Raw genomic sequence first — 21,212 nt, 5'->3', positions numbered from 1 at the left:
GCCACCACCCTTGCCGGCACCCTTGTGACCGCACCCGCTACAGCGGCAGCTGCGTCGTCGACAGCACCTGCCGCAGTCCGATGAAGCTGCGGATCTGGCGCACGCCGGGCAGGTGCAGCAGCTGCTCGGCATGCAGGCGGTTGAAGCTGTCGTTGTCCCGCGTGCGCAGCAGCATGAAGTAGTCGAACTCGCCGGTGATCACGTGGCACTCCATGCAGCCGCTGACCTTGGCCGCGGCCTTCTCGAAGGCGGCGAAGGAATCGGGCGTGCTGCGGTCCAGCACCACGCCGATCATCACCAGCATGCCGGCGTCCAGTGCCTGCGGATTCAGCAGCGCCACGGTCGCGGTGATCAGCCCGGCCTGCTTCAGCCGCTCCACCCGGCGCAGGCAGGCCGGTGCGCTCAGGTTGACCTTGGCGGCCAGCGCCACGTTCGACACCGACGCATCCCGCTGCAGCGCCCGCAGGATGGCCTTGTCGGTGCGGTCGAGCACCGTGGTGGGCGGCTTCTCGGGCAGACGAACTTTTGTTGCGCACATGGTGGGTTCAGCGAAACGCGAGGCGGGAAGACATGCCCAGCTTGTACCAAAGCTGCGCCACGGGTCCTCATGACGCAAGCACGTTAACCGAGCTTGTGCCTAGCATTCCAGGCACCGTCAACCCACCTTCCGGCCGCCATGAACCTGCAGCGCTTTCCCCGCCATCCGCTCACCTTCGGGCCCACGCCCATCCAGCCGCTGCCGCGCCTGTCGGCCCACCTGGGCGGCGAGGTGCAGCTCTATGCCAAGCGCGAGGACTGCAACAGCGGCCTGGCCTTCGGCGGCAACAAGACCCGCAAGCTCGAATACCTCATTCCCGAGGCGCTGGCCCAGGGCTGCGACACGCTGGTGTCCATCGGCGGCATCCAGAGCAACCAGACGCGCCAGGTGGCCGCGGTGGCCGCGCACCTGGGCCTGAAGTGCGTGCTGGTGCAGGAGAACTGGGTCAACTATTCCGACGCGGTGTACGACCGCGTGGGCAACATCGAGATGTCGCGCATCCTGGGTGCCGACGTGCGGCTGGACGCGGCCGGCTTCGACATCGGCATCCGGCCGAGCTGGGAGCAGGCGATGGAGGACGTGCGCCGCGCCGGCGGCAAGCCCTTCCCCATCCCGGCCGGCTGCTCGGAGCATCCGCTGGGCGGCCTGGGCTTCGTCGGCTTTGCCGAGGAGGTGCGGGCGCAGGAGGCCGAGCTGGGCTTCCGCTTCGACTACATCGTGGTGTGCTCGGTCACCGGCAGCACCCAGGCCGGCATGGTGGTGGGCTTCGCGGCCGATGGCCGGGCCGACCGCGTGATCGGCATCGACGCCTCGGCCAAGCCCGAGAAGACCCATGCGCAGATCCTGCGCATCGCCCGCCACACCGCCGAGCTGGTGGACCTGGGCCGCGACATCACCGCGGCCGACGTGGTGCTGCACACCGAATACGGCGGCCCGGAGTACGGCCTGCCGAACGACGGCACGCTGGAGGCCATCCGCCTGTGCGCCCGCACCGAGGGCATGCTCACCGACCCGGTGTACGAGGGCAAGTCGATGCACGGAATGATCGAGCTGGTGCGCCGGAAGGCCTTCCCGGCCGGCTCGCGCGTGCTGTATGCCCACCTGGGCGGCGTGCCGGCGTTGAACGCCTACAGCTTCCTGTTCCGCAACGGCTGAGCGGGCGCCGGTGGCGCCCTGCCGTCAGGCCGAGGTCACCGGGTCCAGGCGCCGGTGCGGCACGGCGCGCAGCTCGCGCCGCTTCCATCCGCCGCCCACTTCCACCGGGTATTCGGCCGCGAAGATGCCGTCCTCGGACACGATCTCCACATACAGCACCGACTGCCGGTAGCCGGTGCGGCGCTCGGTGACGTAGGCGAACAGCGCCTCGGGCCGGCGCTCGCCGTACAGGCGGGCGAACAGCATGCGGCGGCGCTGGGCGTCCTCCAGCGTGGCGGCATCGTCGATGCCGCGGCTGGCCGGCGGGATCCACACCGTGGCCAGCATCTCGCCGGGGATGCAGGTGTCCATCTCGATGCCGTACACCTGCCCCATCACGCTCAGGCCGCGTCGGATGTTGCTGCGCAGCGGCCGGAACACCTCCCGGAAGGCCGCATTGATGTCGGCCGATTCCATGAAGCGGTGCTGGCGGCCGCCCCGGTGGTCGTGGAAGGAGGGGGCGAAGGCGGGGTCGCAGGTGTCCATGGCTGAGGTTTCGGCCCCGGGCCGCGCCGCTTGAGTGGCCGCAAACCCCGAATCGCGCGGCTTTGCGGCCCTTGTTGCCTGCATCGCCGCCGGCGCTGACGGCGACATGCCAATTCCGTCACGAAGCGCACAACGCTTACAGGATGGCCGATCAAGAGCCGGTGGCCGCTCCCGATGACGGAGTTCACACACCGGTGCACCGCGCCGGTGCCCGCCCCCCGCCGCGAAGCAGTCTGTGACCGACCTCCCCCTCCACCGCTCCCCGGCTGCCCGCCGAACCGCCTGCGCCCTGGGCCTGGCCTGCGCGCTGGGCGCCACCGCCCAGCCCGCCGTGCCGGCGGACGAACCCACCACCGACGACCTGGCCGCCGTGCTGGCCCAGCCGGTGTACGGCAGCAGCCGGCTGGGCGCGGCCAGCAAGCGCGACGAGGACCTGGCCACCGCGCCGGGCGCCGCCGTGGTGCGCACCGGCGGCGAGATCCTGGCGCAGGGCTACCGCACGCTGGGCGAGGTGCTGGAGAGCATGCCCGGCGTGCACCTGCGCTACGACCGGGCCTACAGCTACGTGGGGCTGCGCGGCATCACCCGCCCGGGCGACTACACCTCGCGCCTGCTGGTGCTGGTGGACGGCGTGCGGGCCAACGACGCGCTGTACGAATCGGCGTCGATGGACCGGGAGTTCCCGATCGACGTCTCGCTGATCGACCGCGTGGAGTTCATTCCCGGCCCTGGCTCGGCGCTGTACGGCAGCAATGCGGTGGCCGGGGTGGTCAACGTCATCACCCGCTCGCCCTCGCAGCTGGCCGGCGCGCAGGCCGGCCTGGCGGTGGGCAGCGAGCGCCAGCGGCGGCTCACCGCCAGCTGGGGCGGCACCCTGGGCGCCGGCCGCCTGCTGCTGGGCGCGGCCACCGAGCACCGCGCCGGCGGCACCCTGCACTACGCCGAATACGCCACCGAGGACAACCCGCGCGGCCGCGTGCAGGGGCAGGACGGCGAGCGCGCCGACAAGCTCTTTGCCAAGCTGCAGCAGGGCGGCCTGAGCCTGTCGCTGGCCGTGTCGCAGCGGCGCAAGGAGCTGCCCACCGGCGCCTACGACGCCACCTTCGGCACGCCGGCGCCCTGGACCGACAGCTATGTGACGCTGGGTGCCGCCTACACCCGCAGCCTGGGCCCCGAGGCGGCGCTGGACGTGCTGCTCAACCATTCCCGCTACGGCTTCGACTCCACCGCGCTGTATGGCGACGACGGCGACTTCTACAGCCGCAACCGCAACGACGCCCGCTGGCTGGGCGGCGAGCTGCGCTGGCGCTGGAGCGGCCTGGCCGGCCACCGCATCACCCTGGGCGTGGAAGGCCAGCGCAACTACCGCCAGCGCATCGACCTGGACAATCTGGAGGCCGGCGAGCCGAGCGCCGCCACCTTCAGCGGCACCGCCCACCGCGTGGGCCTGTATGCCAACGACGAATGGACGCTGCGCCCCGGCCTGCAGCTGACGCTGGGCCTGCGCACCGACCGCCGCACCGACGGCAGCAACGGCCTCAGCCCCCGGCTGGGCGCCAGCTGGGCGGCCACGCCGGCCTGGACCTTCAAGTGGCTCACCGGCCAGGCCTACCGCGAGCCCAACTTCAGCGAGCTCTACTACGAGGACGAGGTGCAGCGCCGCCCGCAGGCCCTGCGGGTGGAGGCGCTGCGCTCCAACGAGCTGGTGGTGCTGTGGCGCCCGGCGGAAGCCTGGCAGTGGCAGGCCGCGGTGCACCGCACCCGCATGTCGCGGGTGATCGAGCTGGTGAGCGAGGACGATGGCCGCCTGGTCTACACCAACCGTGGCGGTGTGCATGCGGCCGGTGCCGACGTGGAGGCCAGCTGGGTCTCGCGGCGCGGCATGCAGCTGCGTGCCAGCGTGAGCTGGCAGCGTGCCCACGATGCACAGACCGGCGCCGACCTGAGCAACGCACCGCACCGGCTGGCCAAGCTGGCGCTCACCGCACCGCTGCCGCTTCTGCCCGGCCTGGGCCTGGGGTTGAACGCGGTGCATGTGGGCGAGCGCCGCACCCTGGCCGGCGCCACCGTCGGCGCCTACCTGCGGCTCAACGGCCGGCTGCGATGGGCGCCGCCCGGCAGCCCGTGGGAAGGCAGCGTGACCCTGTACAACCTGCTGGACCGTGCCTATGACGACCCGGCCGGCCCCGAGCATCGGCAGGACCGGCTGCAGCAGGACGGCCGCAGCTGGCAGCTGCAGATCGGCCGGCGGTTCTGACATGGCCACGCAGTACCTCTCCCGCGCACTGCTGTGCGCCGCGCTGGCGGCCAGCCCGGCCGCCCTGCGCGCCCAAGCCGCCGGCAGCGATGCAGTGGCCAAGGCCCGGCTGGTGACCACCTTCGCCCGCTTCGTGCAATGGCCGGCCGGCACCTTCGCCGCCGACGACACGCCGCTGCAGCTGTGCGTGGCACAGGACAGCCCGGCCGTGGCCGATGCCTTCCGCCGCCAGGCCGCCGGCGCCGCCGCCGGCCGGCCGCTGCAGCTGGTGCTGCTGGCGCCACGGCCCGGCGCCGAGCGCTGCCACCTGCTCTACATCGACGACAGCGCGCCGCGCCGCGCCGCGCCGGCCCTGCCGCAGGCGGAGGAACCGGTGCTCACCATGGCGCAGATCGACGGCTTCGCCAGCGGCGGCGGCATGGTGGAGGTGGTGGTGGTCAACGACGCGCTGCGCTTCGACGTCAACCTGGCCGCGCTGCAGCGGGCCGGCATCGCCGTGCGCGCCGGTGCACTCAAGCTGGCGCGCGAGGTGCTGCGCAAATGAAGCGGCCCCTGCTCCCCGCCCCGGTCGAGGCCTGGTGGAACCGCTCGGGCCACCTGCCGCTGCGCCGGCGGCTGCCGCGCCTGTTCGTGGCCGCCTCGTCGCTGACCGCGATGCTGTCGCTGCTGGCCATGCTGACGGTGGCGGTGTGGTTCCAGGAACGTGGCATGCGCGGGGAGGCCGAGGAACTGGCCCGCACCATCGCCTTCGCGCTGGAGGCGCCGCTGGCCTTTGGCGACCTGCAGGCCGCCAACGAGACGCTGGCCGTGCTGCGGGTGCGCAGCAACGTGCGCGGCGCCTGGCTGCACGATGCCGGCAACGCGGTGCGCGCCACCTACCGCGCCGCCGGCCTGAAGCCCGCCAGCGCCCCGCGCGAGGGCTTCGGCTGCCTGGTGGCGCAGGCGCCGGTGATGGCCGGCAACGACCGGCTGGGCCGCGTGGTGGTGGAGCTGGACCGGCTGCAGGGCCTGCGCCAGCTGCTGGCCGGCGCGGCCGCGCTGGTGGGCGTGCAGCTGCTGGTGCTGATGGTGAGCCTGCCGATGGTGCGCCGCATCGCCGGGCGCATCACCGGGCCGGTGACGGCCCTGGCCCGCACCGCCTCGCGCATCGCCGAGCAGCGCGACTACTCGCGCCGCATCCACGGCGACGGCAAGGACGAGGTCGGCCAGGCCATCCGCGCCTTCAACGAGATGCTGGACCAGGTGCAGCAGCGCGACGATGCGCTGGAGAACGCCAACCGCACGCTGGAGGAGCGCGTGGCCCGCCGCACGCAGGAACTGGCGCAGGAGAAGGAACGGGCCGAGGCCGCCTCGCTGGCCAAGACCCGCTTCCTGGCCAACATGAGCCATGAGCTGCGCACGCCGCTGAACGCGGTGCTGGGCGCGGCGCAGCTGCTGCAGCAGGGCAGCGACGCCACGCACCGCGCGCACCTGATCGAGACCATCGGCCAGAGCGGCGCCAACCTGCTGGCGCTGATCGAGAACGTGCTGGACGTGGCGCGCATCGAATCCGGCGCGCTCACGCTGTCGCACGAGGCCTTCAACCTGGTGGACTGCGTGGAAGCGGCGGTGGCCACCGCCTCGGTGGCCGCACGCGCCGGCGGGCTGGCCATGGCGGTGGTGATCGAGCCGCAGCTGGGCGCCTGGCGCCAGGGCGATCCAATGCGGCTGCGCCAGGTGCTGCTGAACCTGCTGGGCAACGCGGTGAAGTTCACACCCGCCGGCGACGTGGTGATGCGGGTGTGCGGCAGCGGCAGCGACCGGGTGCGCTTCGAGGTGAGCGACACCGGCGTGGGCATGGACCTGGGCGCCACGCGCGACATCTTCCAGCCCTTCGCGCAGGCCGACGAAGCCACCACCCGCCGCTTCGGCGGCACCGGCCTGGGCCTGACCATCTCGCGCGAGCTGGTGCGGGCGATGGGGGGCGACATCACGGTGCGCAGCCGGCCGGGCCAGGGCTCCACCTTCAGCTTCGACATCCTGCTGCCGGCCGCGCCGCCGCAGGCGGCCGCCGTGGCCCAGCCGCCCGCCCGGCCGGCCGTGCAGCAGGTGGTGTTCTTCGAGCCGCACGACGCCAGCGCCGAGGCCCTGCAGGCCATGCTGCAACGCATGCGCATCCCCAGCCGCCGGGTGGCCGATGCAGCCGACCTGCGCGCGGCCATGGCGCCGGACGAGGCCGCCGAGCCGCCCTGGCTGCTGGTGGCCGCCGAATCGCCCGAGGCCTGGGGCCTGCTGGAGCACTGTGCCGACGTCATCGACCCCGAGCGGGTGATCGCGATGAACGACGCGCAATCGCATGCGGTGGAAATGGCGCGGGAGCACATGCAGCTGCCGCGCAGCGTGCTCAAGCCGGTGCTGCGGGCCGCGCTGGTCAGCCGCCTGGGCCGCCACCGGGATGCGCAGCGCCTGCCGCCGGCGGCCACGGCGGCGCCGGCGCAGACGCTGCTGCCGCTTCAGGCGGGCAGCAGCCGCCGGCTGCTGGTGGTGGACGACGATCCCACCAACCAGATGATCGTCATGGCCATGCTGAGCAATGCCGGCCTGCGGGTGGAGGCTGCCGGCGACGGCCGCAGTGCGCTGGGCCTGCTGCGCGAGCACCGCTTCGACCTGGTGCTGATGGACTGGCAGATGCCCGACATGGACGGGCTGGAGGTCACCCGCCGCATCCGCAACGGGGCGGCCGGGCCGCACAACACCACCATCCCGGTGGTGGCGCTGACGGCCAATGCCTTCGCGGAGGACCGCGCCGCCTGCCTGGCGGTGGGCATGAACGACTTCCTCACCAAGCCGGTGGTGGCGCAGCAGCTGCTGTCGGTGGTGCACCGCTGGACGGCGCAGGCGCATTCCGCGCGGGTGTCCTCAGCTGAAGACGGCCCCGCCCGCGTCCAGTGAAGGCGGGCGCAGCAGGTCGGCGTCGATGCCCATCACCGCGCTGGCCCGCTCCACCGCCTGCCACAGCGAAGCGGGCATCTCCAGGATGGCGTCGGGCGAGTCGGCGCGTGCGATCCAGGCGCCGATCTGGTGGTGCTGTTCGGGGGTGAGCAGGTCGAGGCTCAGCATCTCGTCGATGGTCTTCATGGGGTTTCCCTGTTGAGTTGGATGAAGCGCACGCGCGTGATCTCCGAAGGCGCACCGAGCCGCATCGGAGGCCCCCAGTATCCGGTGCCGCGGCTGACGTATACCCACAGCCCGCGCAGCCGGTGCAGCCCGGCGGTGAACGGCTGCTGCAGCCGCACGAAGAAATTCCAGGGCAGGAACTGCCCGCCATGGGTGTGCCCCGACAGCTGCACGTCGAAGCCTGCATCGGCCGCGCCCGCCGCGCTGCGCGGCTGGTGGGCCAGCAGCAGCCGCAGGCCGGCATCGGCCGGCGCGCCGGCCAGCGCGGCGCGGGCGTCGCTGCGGTGGCTGGCCTCGAAGTGGCCGGCCGTGTAGTCGGCCACGCCGGCCATCACCAGCCGGGCATCGCCGTGCTGCAGCACCACATGCTCGTTCAGCAGCACCCGGATGCCCAGGCCGCGCAGCGCGGCAATCCATTCGGGCGCGCCGCTGTAGTACTCGTGGTTGCCGGTGACGAAGAAGCTGCCGTGGCGCGAGCGCAGGCCGGCCAGCGGCGCCACGTCGTGCTGCAGGTCCTGCACCCGGCCGTCCACCAGGTCGCCGGTGATGGCCACCGCATCGGCCTGCAACTGGTTGACGGCATCAACGATCCGCTGCACATAGGCCCGCTTGACGGTGGGACCGACATGCACGTCGGTGATCTGCGCGACGGTAAAGCCGTGCAAACCCGCGGGCAGGCCCTCGATGGGAATGTCCACCTGCCGCACCGGCGCCCGCCGCCGCGCGCCCACCACGCCCAGCACCACCGCCAGCACGGCCAGCAGCGGAACCGCCATGGCGCTGGGAGCGGCCAGCGGCGGCAGATCGAACGGCAGCGCGGCCAGCAGCAGCAGCTCGCGCAGCAGGGTGAGCACGAACAGCATCGAGAAGCTGCCCAGCGCCAGCATGCCGGCCCAGCTCCAGCGGTCGGCCGCCGCGCGGCTGCGGGACTTGCGCCCGAAGAAGCCGACCGGGATCAGCACCGCCGACGCCACCAACCAGGCCACGAGCAACGCGGGCGCCACCACCCCCGGCAGCCCGGGCGCGATGCGCGCGCCGATGTAGACATGAAGCAGGACCAGGAGCCAGAGTGCGGGCATCGCACCCACATGGGGGTGCGGGGCCGGCGTTCAACCGCGGCGCACGCCGGGCACCGCCGTTGCCCCGGCAGGACGATGGCCGCCGTTCCGCCGCGGCCCGGGAGATCTGCCATGCACCGCCTTCCCCACCACATTCCCCACCACCGGGCCGGTCCCGGCCCCCACCGCGCCATGCTGGCGCTGTGCGCCGCCGCCGCCGCTGCGCTGCTGGCCGGCTGCGCCGCCGCGCCGCGCATCGAGGGCCAGTGGACCGCACCCAACCGGCCCGCCAGCAGCCTGCAGGGCGCGCGGGTGCTCATCGCGTGCGAGGCGGTGGACCCGGCCGTCAAGCGCATCTGCGAGGACCAGATGGCCGGCGCCGTGGTGGCGCATGGCGCCACGCCGGTCACCGCGCCGCAGATCGAGCCGCCAGCGCCCGGCCAGCCGGTGCCCGACCAGCAGTACCTCGGCCTCGCCCGCCAGGCCGGCGCGCGCGCGGTGCTGGCCACCACGGTGTCCGCCTGGGCGGGCGCCCAGGGGGCGGCGGTCCGGCGTTTTCCATCGGCCTGGGCAGCTTCGGCTTCGGCGGCGGCCATGTGGGCGGCGGCGTGGGCGTGGCCGTGCCCATCGGCGGCTACGGCGGCGGAGAACGCCGCAGCACCGCCTACTCGGCCAGCACCCGCATCGTCGACGTGGCCGGCGGCTCGGTCATCTGGACCGCCCGCGCCTCGGCGCCGGCCTCCGACGAGATCCAGGGCCCGATGAGCGGGCTGGCGCAGGCCATCCTCCAGGGGGCGGAGGACGCGGGGGTGTTCTGACGCCCTGCCCGTTCAACCAGGCCGGCGGACCGCCTCCACCACGAAATCGACGAATGCCCGCACCCGCGCCGACAAGTGCCGGTTCTGCGGATACAGGATCGAAAACGGCCGCGTCGCCCCGGCCAGCTGCGGCAGCACCTCCACCAGCTCGCCGCGGCGTACCGCTTCCTCGGCGATGAAGTGGTAGATCTGGCAGATGCCGCCACCGGCCCGCGCCCAGGTGACCACCCCCAGCACGTCCTCGTGCACCCGCTGGCGGCTCTGGAAGGCATGGTCCACCACGCGGTGTTGCGCGTCGCGCAGCAGCCAGGGCAGCGGCCGGCCGGTGCTGGGCAGGATGAACTGGATGCAGTCGTGGCCGGCCAGGTCGGCCAGCACCTGCGGATGGCCGCGCACGGCGAGGTAGGCCGGCGCGGCGAACAGGCCCAGCGTGGCGTCCTCCAGCTTGCGCGCGATCAGCCGGGAATCCTGCGGCTCGCCCAGGCGGATCACCAGGTCGTAGCCATCGTCCACCAGGTCGACGTTGCGGTTGCCGATGTTCAGCTCCAGCGCCACGCCGGGGTAGGCCTGGGCGAAGGCCGGCAGCAGCGGCAGCAGCCTGTGGTGGGCATAGGTGGTGGGCACGCTGATGCGCAGCAGCCCGGTGGGCGTGGTCTGGCGGCCGGTGATGGCGCGCTCGGCCTCGGCGATCTGCTCCAGCGCCTGCTGGCACTCGGCGCGGTACAGCGCGCCGTCCTCGGTGAGCCGGATGCTGCGGGTGGTGCGCACGAACAGGCGCACGCCCAGCCGCTGCTCCAGCCGCGCGATGCTGCGGCTGACCGCCGCCGGCGTGACGCCCAGCGCCTCCGCCGCCGCGGTGAAGCTGCCCAGTTCCGCCGCCTTGCAGAACAGCTCGATGCTGCCCAGCTGCACCGGATCGAACGAACGTGCCATTTGTGCCCCGGCGTAATGAATGAAGTACCTGCAACCGCCTTTATGGCGACCGATCGAGCGCCTAGATTCTGGGGCTGTTGATCCACTTCCCTAGGGAGCACCCCATGGCACAAGCCCGCATCCTGATGATCGTCACCAGCAACAGCCGCATGGGTGACACCGGCAAGCCCACCGGCCTGTGGGCCGAGGAACTGGCGGCGCCCTACTACGCGCTGGTGGATGCCGGCGCCGAGGTGGTGCTGGCCTCGCCGGCCGGTGGCCCGGCGCCGATCGACCCCGGCAGCGTCAAGCCGAAGGGCGAGAACGACGAGATCGTGGAACGCTTCCTGGCCGATGCGCCGCTGCAGGCGCTGGTGCAGTCCACGCGCCCGGTGGCCGAGCTGGACGCCACGCAGTTCGACGCGGTGTTCCTGCCCGGCGGCCACGGCACGATGTGGGACCTGCCCACCAGCCCGGGCGTCACCCGCGCGGTGGAGCAGGCCTGGGCCGGCAACAAGGTGGTGGCTTCGGTGTGCCACGGCGCGGCCGGCCTGGTGACGGCCAGGCGCCCGGACGGCCAATCCATCGTCGCGGGCCTGAAGGTGAACTCGTTCACCGATTCGGAAGAAGCCGCGGTGGGCCTGACCGAGGTGGTGCCCTTCCTGCTGGAGAGCCGGCTGCGCGCGCTGGGCGGGCAGTTCGTGGGCGCGGCCGACTGGCAGCCGTTCGTGGTGCGGGACGGCCAGCTGATCACCGGCCAGAACCCGCAGTCCTCCTCGCTGGTGGCGGCCGAGGTGCTGAAAGCGCTGGGCCTCTGAGCACCGGACCGGCGGCCCGCCTGCCGCCGGTCAGATCGCGTCGGGGTTCTTCTCCACGATGTCGGCGGCGATGTGGCCGGGCGCCTCGGCGCGGCGCTGCTTGTCCATCAGCTTGCCCAGCTGCGAGGCCAGCGCATGCTCCAGCTTCTCGGCCGCGCCGTCGATGGCCAGGTGCAGGCTCTCGGCCTGGTGGGTGACGGCGATGTTCTTCACGCCCGACACCCGCGCCTCCAGCATGCAGCGCATGTCGTTGCTGCCGGACTTGTCGCCGCTGTTCACGTCGCCCAGGTGCGCTTCCACGTGGGTGAGGTACTCGGCGTACTTGTCGACCGAATCCAGGATCACGCCCTGCACGTAGTCGGTGAGCGCCTGGCGGCCTTCGATGTGGTTGTCGGTCTCTACTTGAATCTGCATGGGGGCTCCAGGTCTGACGGTTGATGCCCTGGTCGGGCAACACGCATGCCCAGCCCGCGATGCGCAACCTCTTCCTTGACGAGGGCTGCCCCCTGCTCGTGGTGTTACGCATCGGTAACCGCTACCGCGAACCCTGGCAGACACTGGGCGTGAGCCCCAGCTCCATCGCGGTGGACCTGTTCTTCTTCTGTAGCGGGCTGCTGGTCACCTCCAGCTGGTGGTATGCCGGCTCGCTGCGGCGCTTCGTCCTGGCGCGGGCGGCGCGCATCCTGCCGGGCATGTGGGCGATGGTGGCGGTGACGGTGCTGGTGCTCAGCGCCTTCAGCGCGCTGCCGGCGGCGGCGTACTTCAGCGCCGACACCACCTGGACCTACGTGCTGAAGAACTGCACCGTGCTGTTCGGCACCACCGGCTCCCTGCCCGGCGTGTTCCGCGACACGCCCTATCCGCATGCGGTCAACGGCTCCTTGTGGACGCTGCCGCATGAGCTGCACTGCTATGGCCTGCTGGCCCTCGTGGGCGTGGCCACCGCGGTGCTGGGGCGCTGGCATCCGGCGCATGCGGCGCGGCTGATGACCCTTGCCTTCGCCGGTGCGGCCACCGGCTCGGCCGCCATGATGCTGCGCGCCGCGCTGCAGGGCGCGCACGACCGCGCGGCCGGCTGCTGCTGATGTTCTCGCTGGGCGTGCTGGCCTACCAGCTGCGGCACCACATCCGGCTTCGCTGGCGCTGGGCGGCGCTGGCGGCGGCGGTGCTGGCCGCCGGCACGCTGCTGCAGTCGCGGGCCTTCACCGCCGTGTATCCGCTGCCGCTGGCCTACCTGGCGCTGGCCGCGGCCTACCTGCCGGGCGGCTGGCTGCGCCGCTTCAATGCGCTGGGCGACTATTCCTTCGGCGTCTACATCTACGCCTTCCCGGTGCAGCAGGTGATCTCGGTGCTGCAGCCGCAGGTGGGGCTGGCGGCCCACATGCTGCAGTCGGCGCTGGTGACGCTGCTGCTGGCGGCGGCCTCGTGGCACCTGGTGGAGCGGCCGGCGCTGGCAGCTGCCCGGCGCGGCAGCGCCCACCGGCCGGTGGCGCTGGCCGCCGGCGGCTGAAGCCACGGTCAGCCGGTGCTGGGCAGCAGCTGGCCCACGGTGGCCGAGGGCGGCTGGTCGTTCTCGCCGGGCGGCGCGGCGGCGCCCCACTGGGCGACGCTGCTGCGCAGCTGCACCATCAGGTCGGCGGCCATCGATTCCAGCAGCCGCACCTCGCGGGTGGTGAGCGCACGCGGCGTCACGTCCACCAGGCACAGCGTGCCCACCTTGAAGCCCGCGGCATCCACCAGCGGCGCGCCGGCATAGAAGCGCACGCCGCGGTCCTGCATCGCGGGGTTGTTGGCAAAGCGCTGGTCGCGCGCGATGTCGGGCACCACCAGGGTGTGGCCATCGGCCACCACATGGCCGCACAGGGACATGCGGCGCTGCATGCCCATGTCGTCGCCGCCCAGTGCCACGCCGCCGGCGGCCGTTTCCGCCGACGAGACCAGCGGCAGGCTGCCGAAGGCGCCGCCCACCTGCTGGCGGTCCTCGGTGATGAGCGACACCAGCGCCATCGGCACGTCGAAGATGTCGGCCGCGCGGCGCGAGGCGGCCTCCAGCAGCGTGCGGGCGCGCGGGTCCAGCAGGCCGCTGGCCTGCAGCGCCTGCAGCCGTGCCGGTTCGTCGGCGGGCAGCGGCGCTTCGAGGAAGCCTTCGGGCAGGTCGTCGCCCATGTACTGCGACATGCGCACCATGGCCTCGCCGACCGAGCTGACCACCGCATCGGCGCCCAGCGATTCCGGCGTCTCGCCCTGGCGCAGCAGCTCGGGCGCGTTCCACAGGCCCAGCACGATGCGCAGCTCCGGGTACAGCCGGCGCAGCCGCTTGCAGAAGTGGCGGGCCGAGGTTTCCGGCGCCACCGCGAAGTAGGAGATGCACACGGTGCGCGCGCCGCGCAGGTCCAGCCGGGCCAGGGTCTCGGCATTCAGCGCGGCGGCGGGCCGGTGCTCGGCGGGCCGGCCCTGCAGGCTCAGCGCATGGGCCAGCATGCGGGCGGCCAGCGTGTCCACCTCCCACTTGCCGCCGATGCACACCGCGCCCGGCCGGGTGCTGGCCGGCGGCGGATGCAGCTCCACCAGCTCGTCCAGCAGCGCCTCCATGCCGGTGACCACGCGGTGGCGGTGCTCGGCGGTGGCCACGCTGGCATGGTCGCTGGTGGCCATGCGCAGCACCTGCAGGCCGGCGTCGTCGTAGAAGGCGGCCAGGTTGCCGTCCTGCGCCTGCAGCGTGGCCACCTCGATGGCTTCTTCCACGTCGCCAGCCAGCAGCCGCTGGTACAGCCGTGTGGGCGGGTCCAGCGCGGGCTGGCTGCCCAGCAGCACGTTGAGGAAGGCGAAGCGCGGCAGGTGGTGGCCCACCACCAGCAGGCACACGGTGAGCGGCGTGCTCATGATGAGGCCGATGGGGCCCCACAGCGCCGTCCAGAAGGTGGCCGCCACCATCAGCGACATGGCCGACAGCCCGGTGCTGGCGCCGTACAGCAGCGGCTCCACGATGTTGTTGCTGACCACCTCCAGCACGATGATGAGCGTGCCCGTCCACAGGAACATGTCCCAGCCGGGATCGACCGCGAAGGCCAGCGCCAGCGGGAACACCGCGGCGATCATCGGCCCCACGTAGGGCACGAAGCGCATCAGCGCCGCCACCGCGCCCCACAGCAGCGCGCCCGGCACGCCGATGGCCCACAGGCCCAGCGCCATCGGCACGCCATAGCTCACGTTGACCGCCAGCTGCATCGTCAGGTAGCGGCTGATGCGCCGGCCAGCCTCGTCCATCGCGTCGGTGGAGCGGTGCAGGCTGCCGCCCCACAGCCGCAGCAGGCGGTCGCGCAGGTCCACCCGGTCCAGCAGCACCAGCACCACGAACACCAGCACGATGCCGGCGGTGGCCAGCGGCGCCAGCCCCACCTCGGCCCATTCGATGGCCTGCTCCATCGGCGTGAGCGGGCGTTCCTCCACATGCACCCGCTGCACCGGCGGACCGGTGCGCGGCGTGTTGGCCGCGGCCTTGTCCACCTCGCGGCGCACGGCGTCGAAGGTGCGCACTGCGCCGTCGAACATGCCGGGCTGCCCGGCCGTCTTGCGCAGCTCGCGCAGCTTGTGCTGGATGTTGCTCTGGTAGGTGGGCAGCTGGGCGCTGAGGGCGCTGACCTGGTTGCCCAGGAACACCGTGGCGAGGCCCAGCGCGGCCAGCACGCCGACCATCACCGCGATGACGGCATACACCCGCGGCAGCCCCCAGCGCTTCAGGCGCACGACCAGCGGGTCGAGCATGAAGCCCAGCAGGAAAGCCAGGAACAGCGGCATCAGGATCGAGCGGCCGTAGTAGAGCGCGGCGATCACCAGGGCCGCGGTGATGAGCGAGACCAGCAGTCGCGCCTCGGGCAGCAGCGCCAGCAGCAGGCCGCTGGGGCGCAGGGGTTCGTCGGGATGCGGATCGGATTTCATGGGCGGTGGCATGGGCCCGCCCATGGAGCAGCCAGCGGGCCCGCACTTGGGAAGCACCCCGTGTTTCTGGTGTCGGGGTGTGTGGGGGCTGGCTTGGGTGCTTTCCGGTGGTGAGGCCGCAGGTGCTCTTCTTGTTGGGCCGCCGCGCGGGGGGCGGTGCCCGGCGGGGCTCATGCTGGGGTGGTCCGGCCCTGCGGGCCGGACTGCGCTGCGGTGCTCGCGCCGAGGTCGCGCGGCCCAACTCGCTACGTTCACTGCGTTCACTGCACTCGAACAACGTCCGCGGATCAGTCAACGAAGCGCGCTGCGCGCGCCGACCTCGGCACTGCGCTCCTCGCCACCCCACAAATCGCCCCACCGGGCACCGCCCCCCGCACGGCTCTGCTCATTTGATGCGGGGTGGCCTTGCCACGAGTGCGCGCTAGCAACAGCATTGCGCCTTGCCCCGGCCCGGCGACAGCGACAGCACGGCAACGGCAACGGCGTGGCAGTGGCAGTGGCAGTGGCAGTGGCAGTGGCAGTGGCAGTGGCAGTGGCAGTGGCAGTGGCGATGGCAGCATGTGCTGCAACGGCAGCGGCAGCGGCAGCGGCCAAAGCAGCGAGCGAGCATCAGCCACGAAGCAGAGCGCCCGCACAGTTGTACCCAAGCACGTCACCCCGCTGGCCCTTTGCGCAGGGCCGTGCGGGCAGGCCCGGGGGCGCATGTGGAGCGCCGAGCAGCGCAGGGCAGTTCGCGCGAAGCGCGAACCGCGGAAGCTAAGCCCCCGGGCCTGCCCGCACGGCCCTGCGCAAACCGCCCAAGTTCAGCAAATCACCACCAGGCACGTCACACCGCCGCCGTGACGATGATCTCCACCAGCAGCTTCGGCGAGGCCAGCTTGGCTTCGCAGGTGGCGCGGGTGGGCACGGCGTCTTCGGGGATCCAGGATTCCCATACGGCGTTCATGCCGGCGAAGTCGCGCTCGATGTCCTTCAGCCAGATCTGCACCTGCAGCAGGCGCGAGCGGCTGCTGCCCACGCTCGCCAGGTACTGGTCGATCTTGGCCAGCACGTCCGCGGTCTGTGCGCCGATGTCGCCCTCGGTGTTGCTGGCGGTCACGCCAGCCACGTACACCGTGTTGCCGTGGACGACGACGCGCGACAGGCGGCGGGTGGACTGGAAGCGCTGGATATCGGTGGTCATGTCAGTGTCGTGTGGTTGGGGTGGATGAAGCAAAACGGTCGATCGCGAACGGTGCGATCGGCAAGGTGCTGGCACCGTCGAGCACCAGCTCGGCCACGATCTGCCCGACGATCGGGCTCAGCTCGAAGCCGTGGGCCGAGAAGCCGAAGGCATGCACCAGCCCCGGCTGCGTGCGGCTGGGGCCGATGACGGGAATCTGGTCGGGCATGAAACCCTCCACGCCGGCCCAGGCGCGGTTGATCGACAGGCCCTGCAGGTGCGGAAACAGGTCGGTGACGGTGTGTGCGCTGCGCGCCAGCTGCAGCATGTCCACCTCACCGTGGCGCGCCACCGCATCGGCCTTGCAGCGCAGGCCGCCGCCGATCACCACCGTGCCGTTGCCGAACTGCTTGAACGACAGCGCCCTGCCCGTCGCACCCAGCACCGGGTTGACGAAGGGCTCGACACGCGTGGTCACCATCAGCATCAGGCCGCCGGCCTCGATCGGCACCGGCTCGCCGGCCTGGCGGGCGATCTCGCCGGCCCAGGCCCCGGCAGTGTTGACCAGGTGCGGCGCCTCGAAACGGCCTTGCGGCGTGTGCACCTGCCACAGGCTGCCCACGCGCTCGATGCGCTGCGCGGGGGTGCCTTCATGCAGCTGCACGCCGCGCCGCTGGGCAGCGCGCCGGAACGCCGTCACCACCCCGAACGGATAAGCGTAGCCATCGTCCTCCGCCCAGATTGCGCCGGTGATGCGCGGCGTGAGACTGGGCACCAGCTCGCGCACCTCGGCCGGGCCGATCAGCCGTTCATGGGTGAAGCCCATCACGTTCAGCGTGGCCACGCGCTCCTGCAGCGTCAGCAGCTCGTCCGGCGTCTCGGCCAGCTTGAGCTGACCGCTGGGCACGAAGCCGGCGGGCTCGTCGACCAGCTCGGGCAGGCGGTGCCACAGCGCGCGCGCCGCCACCGACAGCGGTACCTCGGCCAGGTGGCGGTCGACGGTGCGCACGCCGCCGGCGTTCACGCCCGAGGCATGGCGGCCGCAGTAGTCGGCCTCGAGCAGCCGCACGCTGCAGCCGCGGCGCGCCAGGTGCAGCGCGCTCGACAGGCCCTGCAGCCCGCCGCCGATGACCAGCACGTCGCTGGTCGAGGCCGCGGCGCTCATCGCGCCTCGCGCGCCAGCTCGCCCAGCGTGATCGGCTTGATCGGCGGGCGGATGCGGTAGTAGCCCACCTCGGCCGGCGACACGCCGCGGGCCTCGGCAATCACCTCGGTGACGGTCAGGCCGCACAGGCGGCCCTGGCACGGCCCCATGCCGCAGCGGCCGAAGCTCTTGGCCTGGTTGGGGCCGGTGCAGCCCAGCGCCACATGGGCGCGCAGGTCGCCGGCCGTCACTTCCTCGCAGCGGCAGACGATCACGTCGTCGGCCGGCACCCGCAGCTTGGGCCGGTACAACGCATCCAGGAAGGGGCGGATGGCGAGCTGGGTGGCCAGTTCGGCACGCACGGGCGCGGCACGGCGGTCGCGCTCGGCGGCGTCGATGCGCGCCAGCTGCGCGGCCACCGCCAGGCCCGCCAGCGTGCCCTGGCAGGCCGCCGCCAGTGCACCGCCGATGCCGCCGCCATCCCCCGCGATGAAGATGCCCGGCACGCTGAGCTCGCCCCAGGCATCGGCCTGCGGCGTCCAGCACAGCTGCGCCTCGTCCCAGCGGTGCTCGGCGCGCAGGCTCCAGCTGAACTGGGTGTTGGGCACCACGCCCTGGTGCAGCAGCACGGTGGCGGCCTCGATGCGGTGGCTGCGGCCGCCGGCCTCGAAGCGCAGTGCCTGCGCATGGTCGGTGCCTTCCACCGCCAGCCCGGTGGCGCCGGTGAAGAAGGGCACGCCCGCGCGGCGCAGCGCCGTCATCAGCTTCAGGCCCTTGGCCAGCACCCGCCAGCCGCGCAAGGCACCGGCCGCATGGGCCAGCGCACGGCGGTGGTCAGCGCGGTCGGTGGTGTCGACGATGGCGCTGATCTCCACGCCGGCCCGCAGGTACTGCCAGCCCAGCAGGTACAGCAGCGGGCCGCAGCCGGCCAGCACCAGGCCACCGGTGGTGGGCACCAGCTGCGCGGTCTTCAGCAGGATCTGCGCGGCACCGGCGGTCATCACGCCGGGCAGCGTCCAGCCGGGGATGGGAAACGGCCGCTCCATCGCGCCGGTGGCCAGCACCACGCGCCGGGCCTGCCAGCTGCGCACGCCGCCGTTCTGCAGCGCATGCACCTGGTGGTCCCGCGTCACCTCCCACACCGCCACGCCGGCTTCATGCCGCGCGCCGCTGCGGGCGAAGGCCTCGGCCAGCGGGCGGCCAGCCCCGTAGTCGGGGCCCAGCACGTCCAGCCGGCGCGCATCGGCATCCACCTGCGTGATGGCGCGGTAGATCTGTCCGCCGGGCGCGGCCTGCTCGTCCAGCAGCACCACGCTGGCACCGGCTTGGCGCGCCGCGATGGCGGCCGACATGCCGGCGGGCCCGGCGCCGATGACCACCACGTCCACGGCTTCAGGCGTCATGGCCGGCCTCCACGGGCATGGGCATGGCGACCGTTGCAGCGGCCGGTTCGCCGAAGCTGCGCAGCCCCTGCTGCGTGCGCACCTGCATGCCTTCGCGCACCGCGACCAGGCAGGCCTGGCGGGATGCTTCGCCGTCGATCTCGACCAGGCATTCGAAGCACACGCCCATCATGCAGTAGGGCGCACGCGGCGCACCGCTGACGGCCGAGCTGCGAAAGCGCTGCACGCCCGACTGCAGCAGCGCAGCGGCCACGGTGGTGCCGGCCGGCACCTGCAGCAGCCGGTCGTCGAAGCGGATCTGCACCATGGCCACAGGCGCGGCGCCGGGCAAGGGCTGGAACGGAGAGCGGTTGGCGTCAGTGGGCATGGCTGAAGTGGTAGTTCGGGTCGAGGAAACGGCTGCCCTCGAACGGGTTGATCTCTTCGGGCTTGGCGCCGCCCAGCACCCAGGGCGCGATGGCCAGGGCATGGTTGGCCGCCAGCGTCACGCCGCTGTGGCAGGTGGTGACGAAGGCACCGGGCTGCGCCGCGGACTGCTGGTAGATCGGGAAGCCGTCGGGGCTCATCACCCGCAGCGCGCCCCAGGCCCGCACCAGCTTCAGCCCGGCCAGTACCGGAAAGCTGCGCACGCCGCGGCGGGCGATGGCGGCCAGCACGTCGGTGGTGGTGCTGTCGTCGAAGCCCACCTCCTCCATCGAGTCACCCAGCTGGATCGTGCCCTCGTCCGTCTGGCGCACGTTCAGCGTCGGAAAGTCCAGGAAGTGCCCTGCTCGCTCGCCGATCAGCACCTGGCCGCGGTTGGGCTGCACCGGCGCATGCAGGCCCACCTGCTCGGCCAGCGTGCGGTTGCCCAGGCCGGCCGCCAGCACGATGCGCGGCGCCTGCCAGCGCTGGCCGCCGGCCTGCACCGTGAACACGTCGGCAGTGCGGCCGATCTGCTGCACCGGGCTGCCCGGCACCACGCGCACGCCGCGCTGCTGCAGGGCCGCATGCAGCGCACGCAGCAGCTTCAGCGGGTTGGCATGGCCGTCCATCGGCGTGTAGCTGGCGCCCACCACCTCGGGGCCGATGTGCGGCACGCGCTCGCGCACAGCGGCGGTGTCCAGCATCTCGAACGGGTAGTCGGCGGGCCGGCCGCCCAGGTCGTCGCGGATGGACTGCAGGCGGGCGCGGCGCGCTTCCAGTTCTTCATCGGTGAAGCAGAAGGCGTAGCCGCCGGGCTGGCGCAGCTGCACGTCGACGCCGGTTTCCTGCAGCAGTTCGGCAGCGAGCTGCGGCCAGCTGCGGGCCGAGCGCATCGTCCAGCGGGCATAGGGCGCAAAGCCGTAGCCCTTGCCCTGCACCCACACCAGGCCGAAGTTGCCGCGGCTGGCGCGGAAGGCCTGGTCGCCTTCGTCGAGCACCAGCACGCTGGCCTTCTGCCGCGCCAGGCCGTAGGCCACCGCGGTGCCCACGAGCCCGCCGCCGACGACGATGACGTCGGCTTGTCTAGACAGGTCGGTCATCTAGTTCCCCTTGCCCACCAGCACGCGGTCCAGGCCGACGATGCGGTCGAGCAGCAGCATCAGCACCAGCGTGCCGACGATCAGCACCGTGGACACCGAGGCCACCAGCGGATCGATGGTGTGGGCGATCTGGTTGTACATGGCCACCGGCAGCGTGGTGGTGCCGGGGGTGGAGACGAAGACGGTCATCGTCAGCTCGTCGAAGCTCTGGATGAAGGCCAGCATCCAGCCGCCGGCCACGCCGGGCAGGATCAGCGGCAGCACCACGCGCCGGAAGGCGGTGAAGCGGCTGGCGCCCAGCGACAGCGCCGCCCGCTCGGCATCGGTGTCCATGCCGGTGGCCGCGGCCAGCACCAGCCGCAGCGCATAGGGCATCACCACGATCACATGGGTGAGCGCCAGCCAGGCGAAGCTGCCGGTGAAGCCCAGCGCCGAGAAAAAGCGCAGGAAGGCCACGCCCAGCACCACGTGCGGGATCATCAGCGGCGACAGGAAGAAGCCCATCAACACGCCGCGGCCGGGGAAGCGGTGGCGCACCATCGCCAGCGCCGCGGGCACCGCCAGCGCCACCGCCACGGTGGCACTGGCCAGGCCCAGCCACAGCGACAGCCAGAAGGCGTCGATGATTTCCTTGGCATCCAGGATGGCGCGGAACCAGCGCAGCGACAGGCCTTCGGTGGGCAGCGAGATGAAGCCCTTGGAGGTGAAGCTCACCGCCACCACGATGAGCAGCGGCGCCAGGATGAAGCCGATGAACAGCGCGTGGTACAGCAGCGAGAGCCAGCCGTTCTTTCTCATGGATCGTTCTCCTTGGCAGCGCGG

General features: G+C 72.3%; 21 protein-coding genes. 8 read left to right on the top strand and 13 right to left on the bottom strand.

What is annotated here, in order from left to right; genetic code table 11:
- Nucleotides 1-37: 37 nt before the first annotated feature.
- The gene (locus LRS14_RS02900) at nucleotides 38-538 is read right to left on the bottom strand and encodes an Lrp/AsnC family transcriptional regulator (RefSeq protein WP_046115363.1); all 501 of its coding nucleotides are present in this window, start codon (nucleotides 536-538) and stop codon (nucleotides 38-40) included.
- A 138-nt stretch (nucleotides 539-676) separates the two neighbouring features.
- Here LRS14_RS02900 and LRS14_RS02895 point away from each other — a divergent pair, with 138 nt between their 5' ends.
- Complete coding sequence (locus LRS14_RS02895; RefSeq protein ID WP_257798540.1) at nucleotides 677-1,693, top strand: 1-aminocyclopropane-1-carboxylate deaminase; 1,017 nt, start codon at nucleotides 677-679, stop codon at nucleotides 1,691-1,693.
- A 24-nt stretch (nucleotides 1,694-1,717) separates the two neighbouring features.
- Here the strand turns inward: LRS14_RS02895 and LRS14_RS02890 are convergent, their stop codons facing one another.
- Nucleotides 1,718-2,218 (bottom strand): hypothetical protein, encoded by a 501-nt coding sequence (locus LRS14_RS02890; protein ID WP_046115361.1) that lies wholly within the window; start codon nucleotides 2,216-2,218, stop codon nucleotides 1,718-1,720.
- Between the two features lie 235 nt (nucleotides 2,219-2,453).
- Between LRS14_RS02890 and LRS14_RS02885 the strand changes: the two genes are divergently transcribed.
- From LRS14_RS02885 to LRS14_RS02875, 3 genes are read left to right on the top strand one after another with little or no spacing between them, the layout of a single operon-like run.
- Nucleotides 2,454-4,475, top strand: coding sequence for a TonB-dependent receptor domain-containing protein (locus LRS14_RS02885; RefSeq protein WP_257798539.1), 2,022 nt, complete (start codon nucleotides 2,454-2,456; stop codon nucleotides 4,473-4,475).
- Nucleotide 4,476: 1 nt separating this feature from the next.
- Entirely contained in the window at nucleotides 4,477-5,019 is a 543-nt protein-coding gene (locus LRS14_RS02880) for a YfiR family protein (RefSeq protein WP_257798538.1), read from the top strand.
- Nucleotides 5,016-7,406, top strand: coding sequence for a response regulator (locus tag LRS14_RS02875; RefSeq protein ID WP_257798537.1), 2,391 nt, complete (start codon nucleotides 5,016-5,018; stop codon nucleotides 7,404-7,406). Before LRS14_RS02880 ends, LRS14_RS02875 begins: the two co-directional genes overlap by 4 nt.
- On the opposite strand, the gene LRS14_RS02870 is transcribed toward LRS14_RS02875, so the two are convergent.
- Nucleotides 7,374-7,592: a hypothetical protein gene (locus tag LRS14_RS02870; RefSeq protein WP_257798536.1), complete on the bottom strand. Its 219-nt coding sequence runs from the start codon at nucleotides 7,590-7,592 to the stop codon at nucleotides 7,374-7,376. The genes LRS14_RS02875 and LRS14_RS02870 overlap by 33 nt on opposite strands.
- Nucleotides 7,589-8,710 (bottom strand): metallophosphoesterase, encoded by a 1,122-nt coding sequence (locus LRS14_RS02865; protein ID WP_257798535.1) that lies wholly within the window; start codon nucleotides 8,708-8,710, stop codon nucleotides 7,589-7,591. The genes LRS14_RS02870 and LRS14_RS02865 overlap by 4 nt, the downstream gene beginning before the upstream one ends.
- A 593-nt stretch (nucleotides 8,711-9,303) precedes the next feature.
- On the opposite strand from LRS14_RS02865, the gene LRS14_RS02860 reads away from it, so the two are divergent.
- Nucleotides 9,304-9,507, top strand: a complete 204-nt coding sequence (locus LRS14_RS02860) for a hypothetical protein (protein ID WP_257798534.1) — start codon at nucleotides 9,304-9,306, stop codon at nucleotides 9,505-9,507.
- Between the two features lie 12 nt (nucleotides 9,508-9,519).
- On the opposite strand, the gene LRS14_RS02855 is transcribed toward LRS14_RS02860, so the two are convergent.
- On the bottom strand, nucleotides 9,520-10,440 hold the full coding sequence (locus LRS14_RS02855) for a LysR family transcriptional regulator (RefSeq protein WP_257798533.1): 921 nt from the start codon (nucleotides 10,438-10,440) through the stop codon (nucleotides 9,520-9,522).
- Nucleotides 10,441-10,544: 104 nt separating this feature from the next.
- On the opposite strand from LRS14_RS02855, the gene LRS14_RS02850 reads away from it, so the two are divergent.
- Nucleotides 10,545-11,237 carry a type 1 glutamine amidotransferase domain-containing protein gene (locus LRS14_RS02850; protein ID WP_257798532.1) on the top strand — a complete coding sequence of 231 codons (693 nt, stop codon included), beginning with the start codon at nucleotides 10,545-10,547 and terminating at the stop codon, nucleotides 11,235-11,237.
- Between the two features lie 30 nt (nucleotides 11,238-11,267).
- Here LRS14_RS02850 and LRS14_RS02845 read toward each other — a convergent pair whose 3' ends face one another.
- The gene (locus LRS14_RS02845; RefSeq protein WP_046115351.1) at nucleotides 11,268-11,651 is read right to left on the bottom strand and encodes an HPF/RaiA family ribosome-associated protein; all 384 of its coding nucleotides are present in this window, start codon (nucleotides 11,649-11,651) and stop codon (nucleotides 11,268-11,270) included.
- Between the two features lie 23 nt (nucleotides 11,652-11,674).
- Between LRS14_RS02845 and LRS14_RS02840 the strand changes: the two genes are divergently transcribed.
- Both LRS14_RS02840 and LRS14_RS02835 read left to right on the top strand, forming a co-directional pair.
- Entirely contained in the window at nucleotides 11,675-12,322 is a 648-nt protein-coding gene (locus tag LRS14_RS02840) for an acyltransferase family protein (protein ID WP_257798531.1), read from the top strand.
- Nucleotides 12,322-12,747 (top strand): hypothetical protein, encoded by a 426-nt coding sequence (locus tag LRS14_RS02835; RefSeq protein WP_257798530.1) that lies wholly within the window; start codon nucleotides 12,322-12,324, stop codon nucleotides 12,745-12,747. Before LRS14_RS02840 ends, LRS14_RS02835 begins: the two co-directional genes overlap by 1 nt.
- Nucleotides 12,748-12,755: 8 nt before the next feature.
- On the opposite strand, the gene LRS14_RS02830 is transcribed toward LRS14_RS02835, so the two are convergent.
- The 7 genes from LRS14_RS02830 to LRS14_RS02800 all read right to left on the bottom strand — a co-directional run bounded on the left by LRS14_RS02830 (nucleotide 12,756) and on the right by LRS14_RS02800 (nucleotide 21,188).
- The gene (locus LRS14_RS02830) at nucleotides 12,756-15,176 is read right to left on the bottom strand and encodes an AI-2E family transporter (protein WP_257798529.1); all 2,421 of its coding nucleotides are present in this window, start codon (nucleotides 15,174-15,176) and stop codon (nucleotides 12,756-12,758) included.
- Nucleotides 15,177-16,002: 826 nt separating this feature from the next.
- Nucleotides 16,003-16,359 carry a RidA family protein gene (locus LRS14_RS02825; RefSeq protein ID WP_257798528.1) on the bottom strand — a complete coding sequence of 119 codons (357 nt, stop codon included), beginning with the start codon at nucleotides 16,357-16,359 and terminating at the stop codon, nucleotides 16,003-16,005.
- Between the two features lies 1 nt (nucleotide 16,360).
- Complete coding sequence (locus tag LRS14_RS02820) at nucleotides 16,361-17,503, bottom strand: FAD-binding oxidoreductase (RefSeq protein WP_257798527.1); 1,143 nt, start codon at nucleotides 17,501-17,503, stop codon at nucleotides 16,361-16,363.
- On the bottom strand, nucleotides 17,500-18,885 hold the full coding sequence (locus LRS14_RS02815) for an NAD(P)/FAD-dependent oxidoreductase (protein WP_257798526.1): 1,386 nt from the start codon (nucleotides 18,883-18,885) through the stop codon (nucleotides 17,500-17,502). The genes LRS14_RS02820 and LRS14_RS02815 overlap by 4 nt, the downstream gene beginning before the upstream one ends.
- Nucleotides 18,875-19,252 (bottom strand): (2Fe-2S)-binding protein, encoded by a 378-nt coding sequence (locus LRS14_RS02810; protein WP_257798525.1) that lies wholly within the window; start codon nucleotides 19,250-19,252, stop codon nucleotides 18,875-18,877. Before LRS14_RS02810 ends, LRS14_RS02815 begins: the two co-directional genes overlap by 11 nt.
- A complete protein-coding gene (locus LRS14_RS02805) occupies nucleotides 19,242-20,390 on the bottom strand; it encodes an FAD-binding oxidoreductase (RefSeq protein ID WP_257798524.1) in 1,149 nt (382 codons plus the stop codon). Before LRS14_RS02805 ends, LRS14_RS02810 begins: the two co-directional genes overlap by 11 nt.
- The gene (locus LRS14_RS02800) at nucleotides 20,391-21,188 is read right to left on the bottom strand and encodes an ABC transporter permease (RefSeq protein WP_257798523.1); all 798 of its coding nucleotides are present in this window, start codon (nucleotides 21,186-21,188) and stop codon (nucleotides 20,391-20,393) included. It abuts the gene before it with no gap.
- Between the last annotated feature and the right edge of the window lie 24 nt (nucleotides 21,189-21,212).

Origin of the sequence: Aquincola sp. J276, from assembly GCF_024700035.1 — a bacterium.
Classification (GTDB): Bacteria; Pseudomonadota; Gammaproteobacteria; order Burkholderiales; family Burkholderiaceae_C; genus Aquincola; species Aquincola tertiaricarbonis.
The sequence above is the reverse complement of the archived record's forward strand: the minus strand, read 5'-3'. Positions and strand labels throughout refer to the sequence as shown.

Coding starts and splice junctions, on each gene's coding strand:
- LRS14_RS02900 (WP_046115363.1), bottom strand. CDS start 538: ATGTGCGCAACAAAAGTTCGTCTGCCCGAGAAGCCGCCCACCACGGTG.
- LRS14_RS02895 (WP_257798540.1), top strand. CDS start 677: ATGAACCTGCAGCGCTTTCCCCGCCATCCGCTCACCTTCGGGCCCACG.
- LRS14_RS02890 (WP_046115361.1), bottom strand. CDS start 2,218: ATGGACACCTGCGACCCCGCCTTCGCCCCCTCCTTCCACGACCACCGG.
- LRS14_RS02880 (WP_257798538.1), top strand. CDS start 4,477: ATGGCCACGCAGTACCTCTCCCGCGCACTGCTGTGCGCCGCGCTGGCG.
- LRS14_RS02875 (WP_257798537.1), top strand. CDS start 5,016: ATGAAGCGGCCCCTGCTCCCCGCCCCGGTCGAGGCCTGGTGGAACCGC.
- LRS14_RS02870 (WP_257798536.1), bottom strand. CDS start 7,592: ATGAAGACCATCGACGAGATGCTGAGCCTCGACCTGCTCACCCCCGAA.
- LRS14_RS02865 (WP_257798535.1), bottom strand. CDS start 8,710: ATGCCCGCACTCTGGCTCCTGGTCCTGCTTCATGTCTACATCGGCGCG.
- LRS14_RS02855 (WP_257798533.1), bottom strand. CDS start 10,440: ATGGCACGTTCGTTCGATCCGGTGCAGCTGGGCAGCATCGAGCTGTTC.
- LRS14_RS02850 (WP_257798532.1), top strand. CDS start 10,545: ATGGCACAAGCCCGCATCCTGATGATCGTCACCAGCAACAGCCGCATG.
- LRS14_RS02845 (WP_046115351.1), bottom strand. CDS start 11,651: ATGCAGATTCAAGTAGAGACCGACAACCACATCGAAGGCCGCCAGGCG.
- LRS14_RS02840 (WP_257798531.1), top strand. CDS start 11,675: ATGCCCTGGTCGGGCAACACGCATGCCCAGCCCGCGATGCGCAACCTC.
- LRS14_RS02835 (WP_257798530.1), top strand. CDS start 12,322: ATGTTCTCGCTGGGCGTGCTGGCCTACCAGCTGCGGCACCACATCCGG.
- LRS14_RS02830 (WP_257798529.1), bottom strand. CDS start 15,176: ATGAAATCCGATCCGCATCCCGACGAACCCCTGCGCCCCAGCGGCCTG.
- LRS14_RS02825 (WP_257798528.1), bottom strand. CDS start 16,359: ATGACCACCGATATCCAGCGCTTCCAGTCCACCCGCCGCCTGTCGCGC.
- LRS14_RS02820 (WP_257798527.1), bottom strand. CDS start 17,503: ATGAGCGCCGCGGCCTCGACCAGCGACGTGCTGGTCATCGGCGGCGGG.
- LRS14_RS02815 (WP_257798526.1), bottom strand. CDS start 18,885: ATGACGCCTGAAGCCGTGGACGTGGTGGTCATCGGCGCCGGGCCCGCC.
- LRS14_RS02810 (WP_257798525.1), bottom strand. CDS start 19,252: ATGCCCACTGACGCCAACCGCTCTCCGTTCCAGCCCTTGCCCGGCGCC.
- LRS14_RS02805 (WP_257798524.1), bottom strand. CDS start 20,390: ATGACCGACCTGTCTAGACAAGCCGACGTCATCGTCGTCGGCGGCGGG.
- LRS14_RS02800 (WP_257798523.1), bottom strand. CDS start 21,188: ATGAGAAAGAACGGCTGGCTCTCGCTGCTGTACCACGCGCTGTTCATC.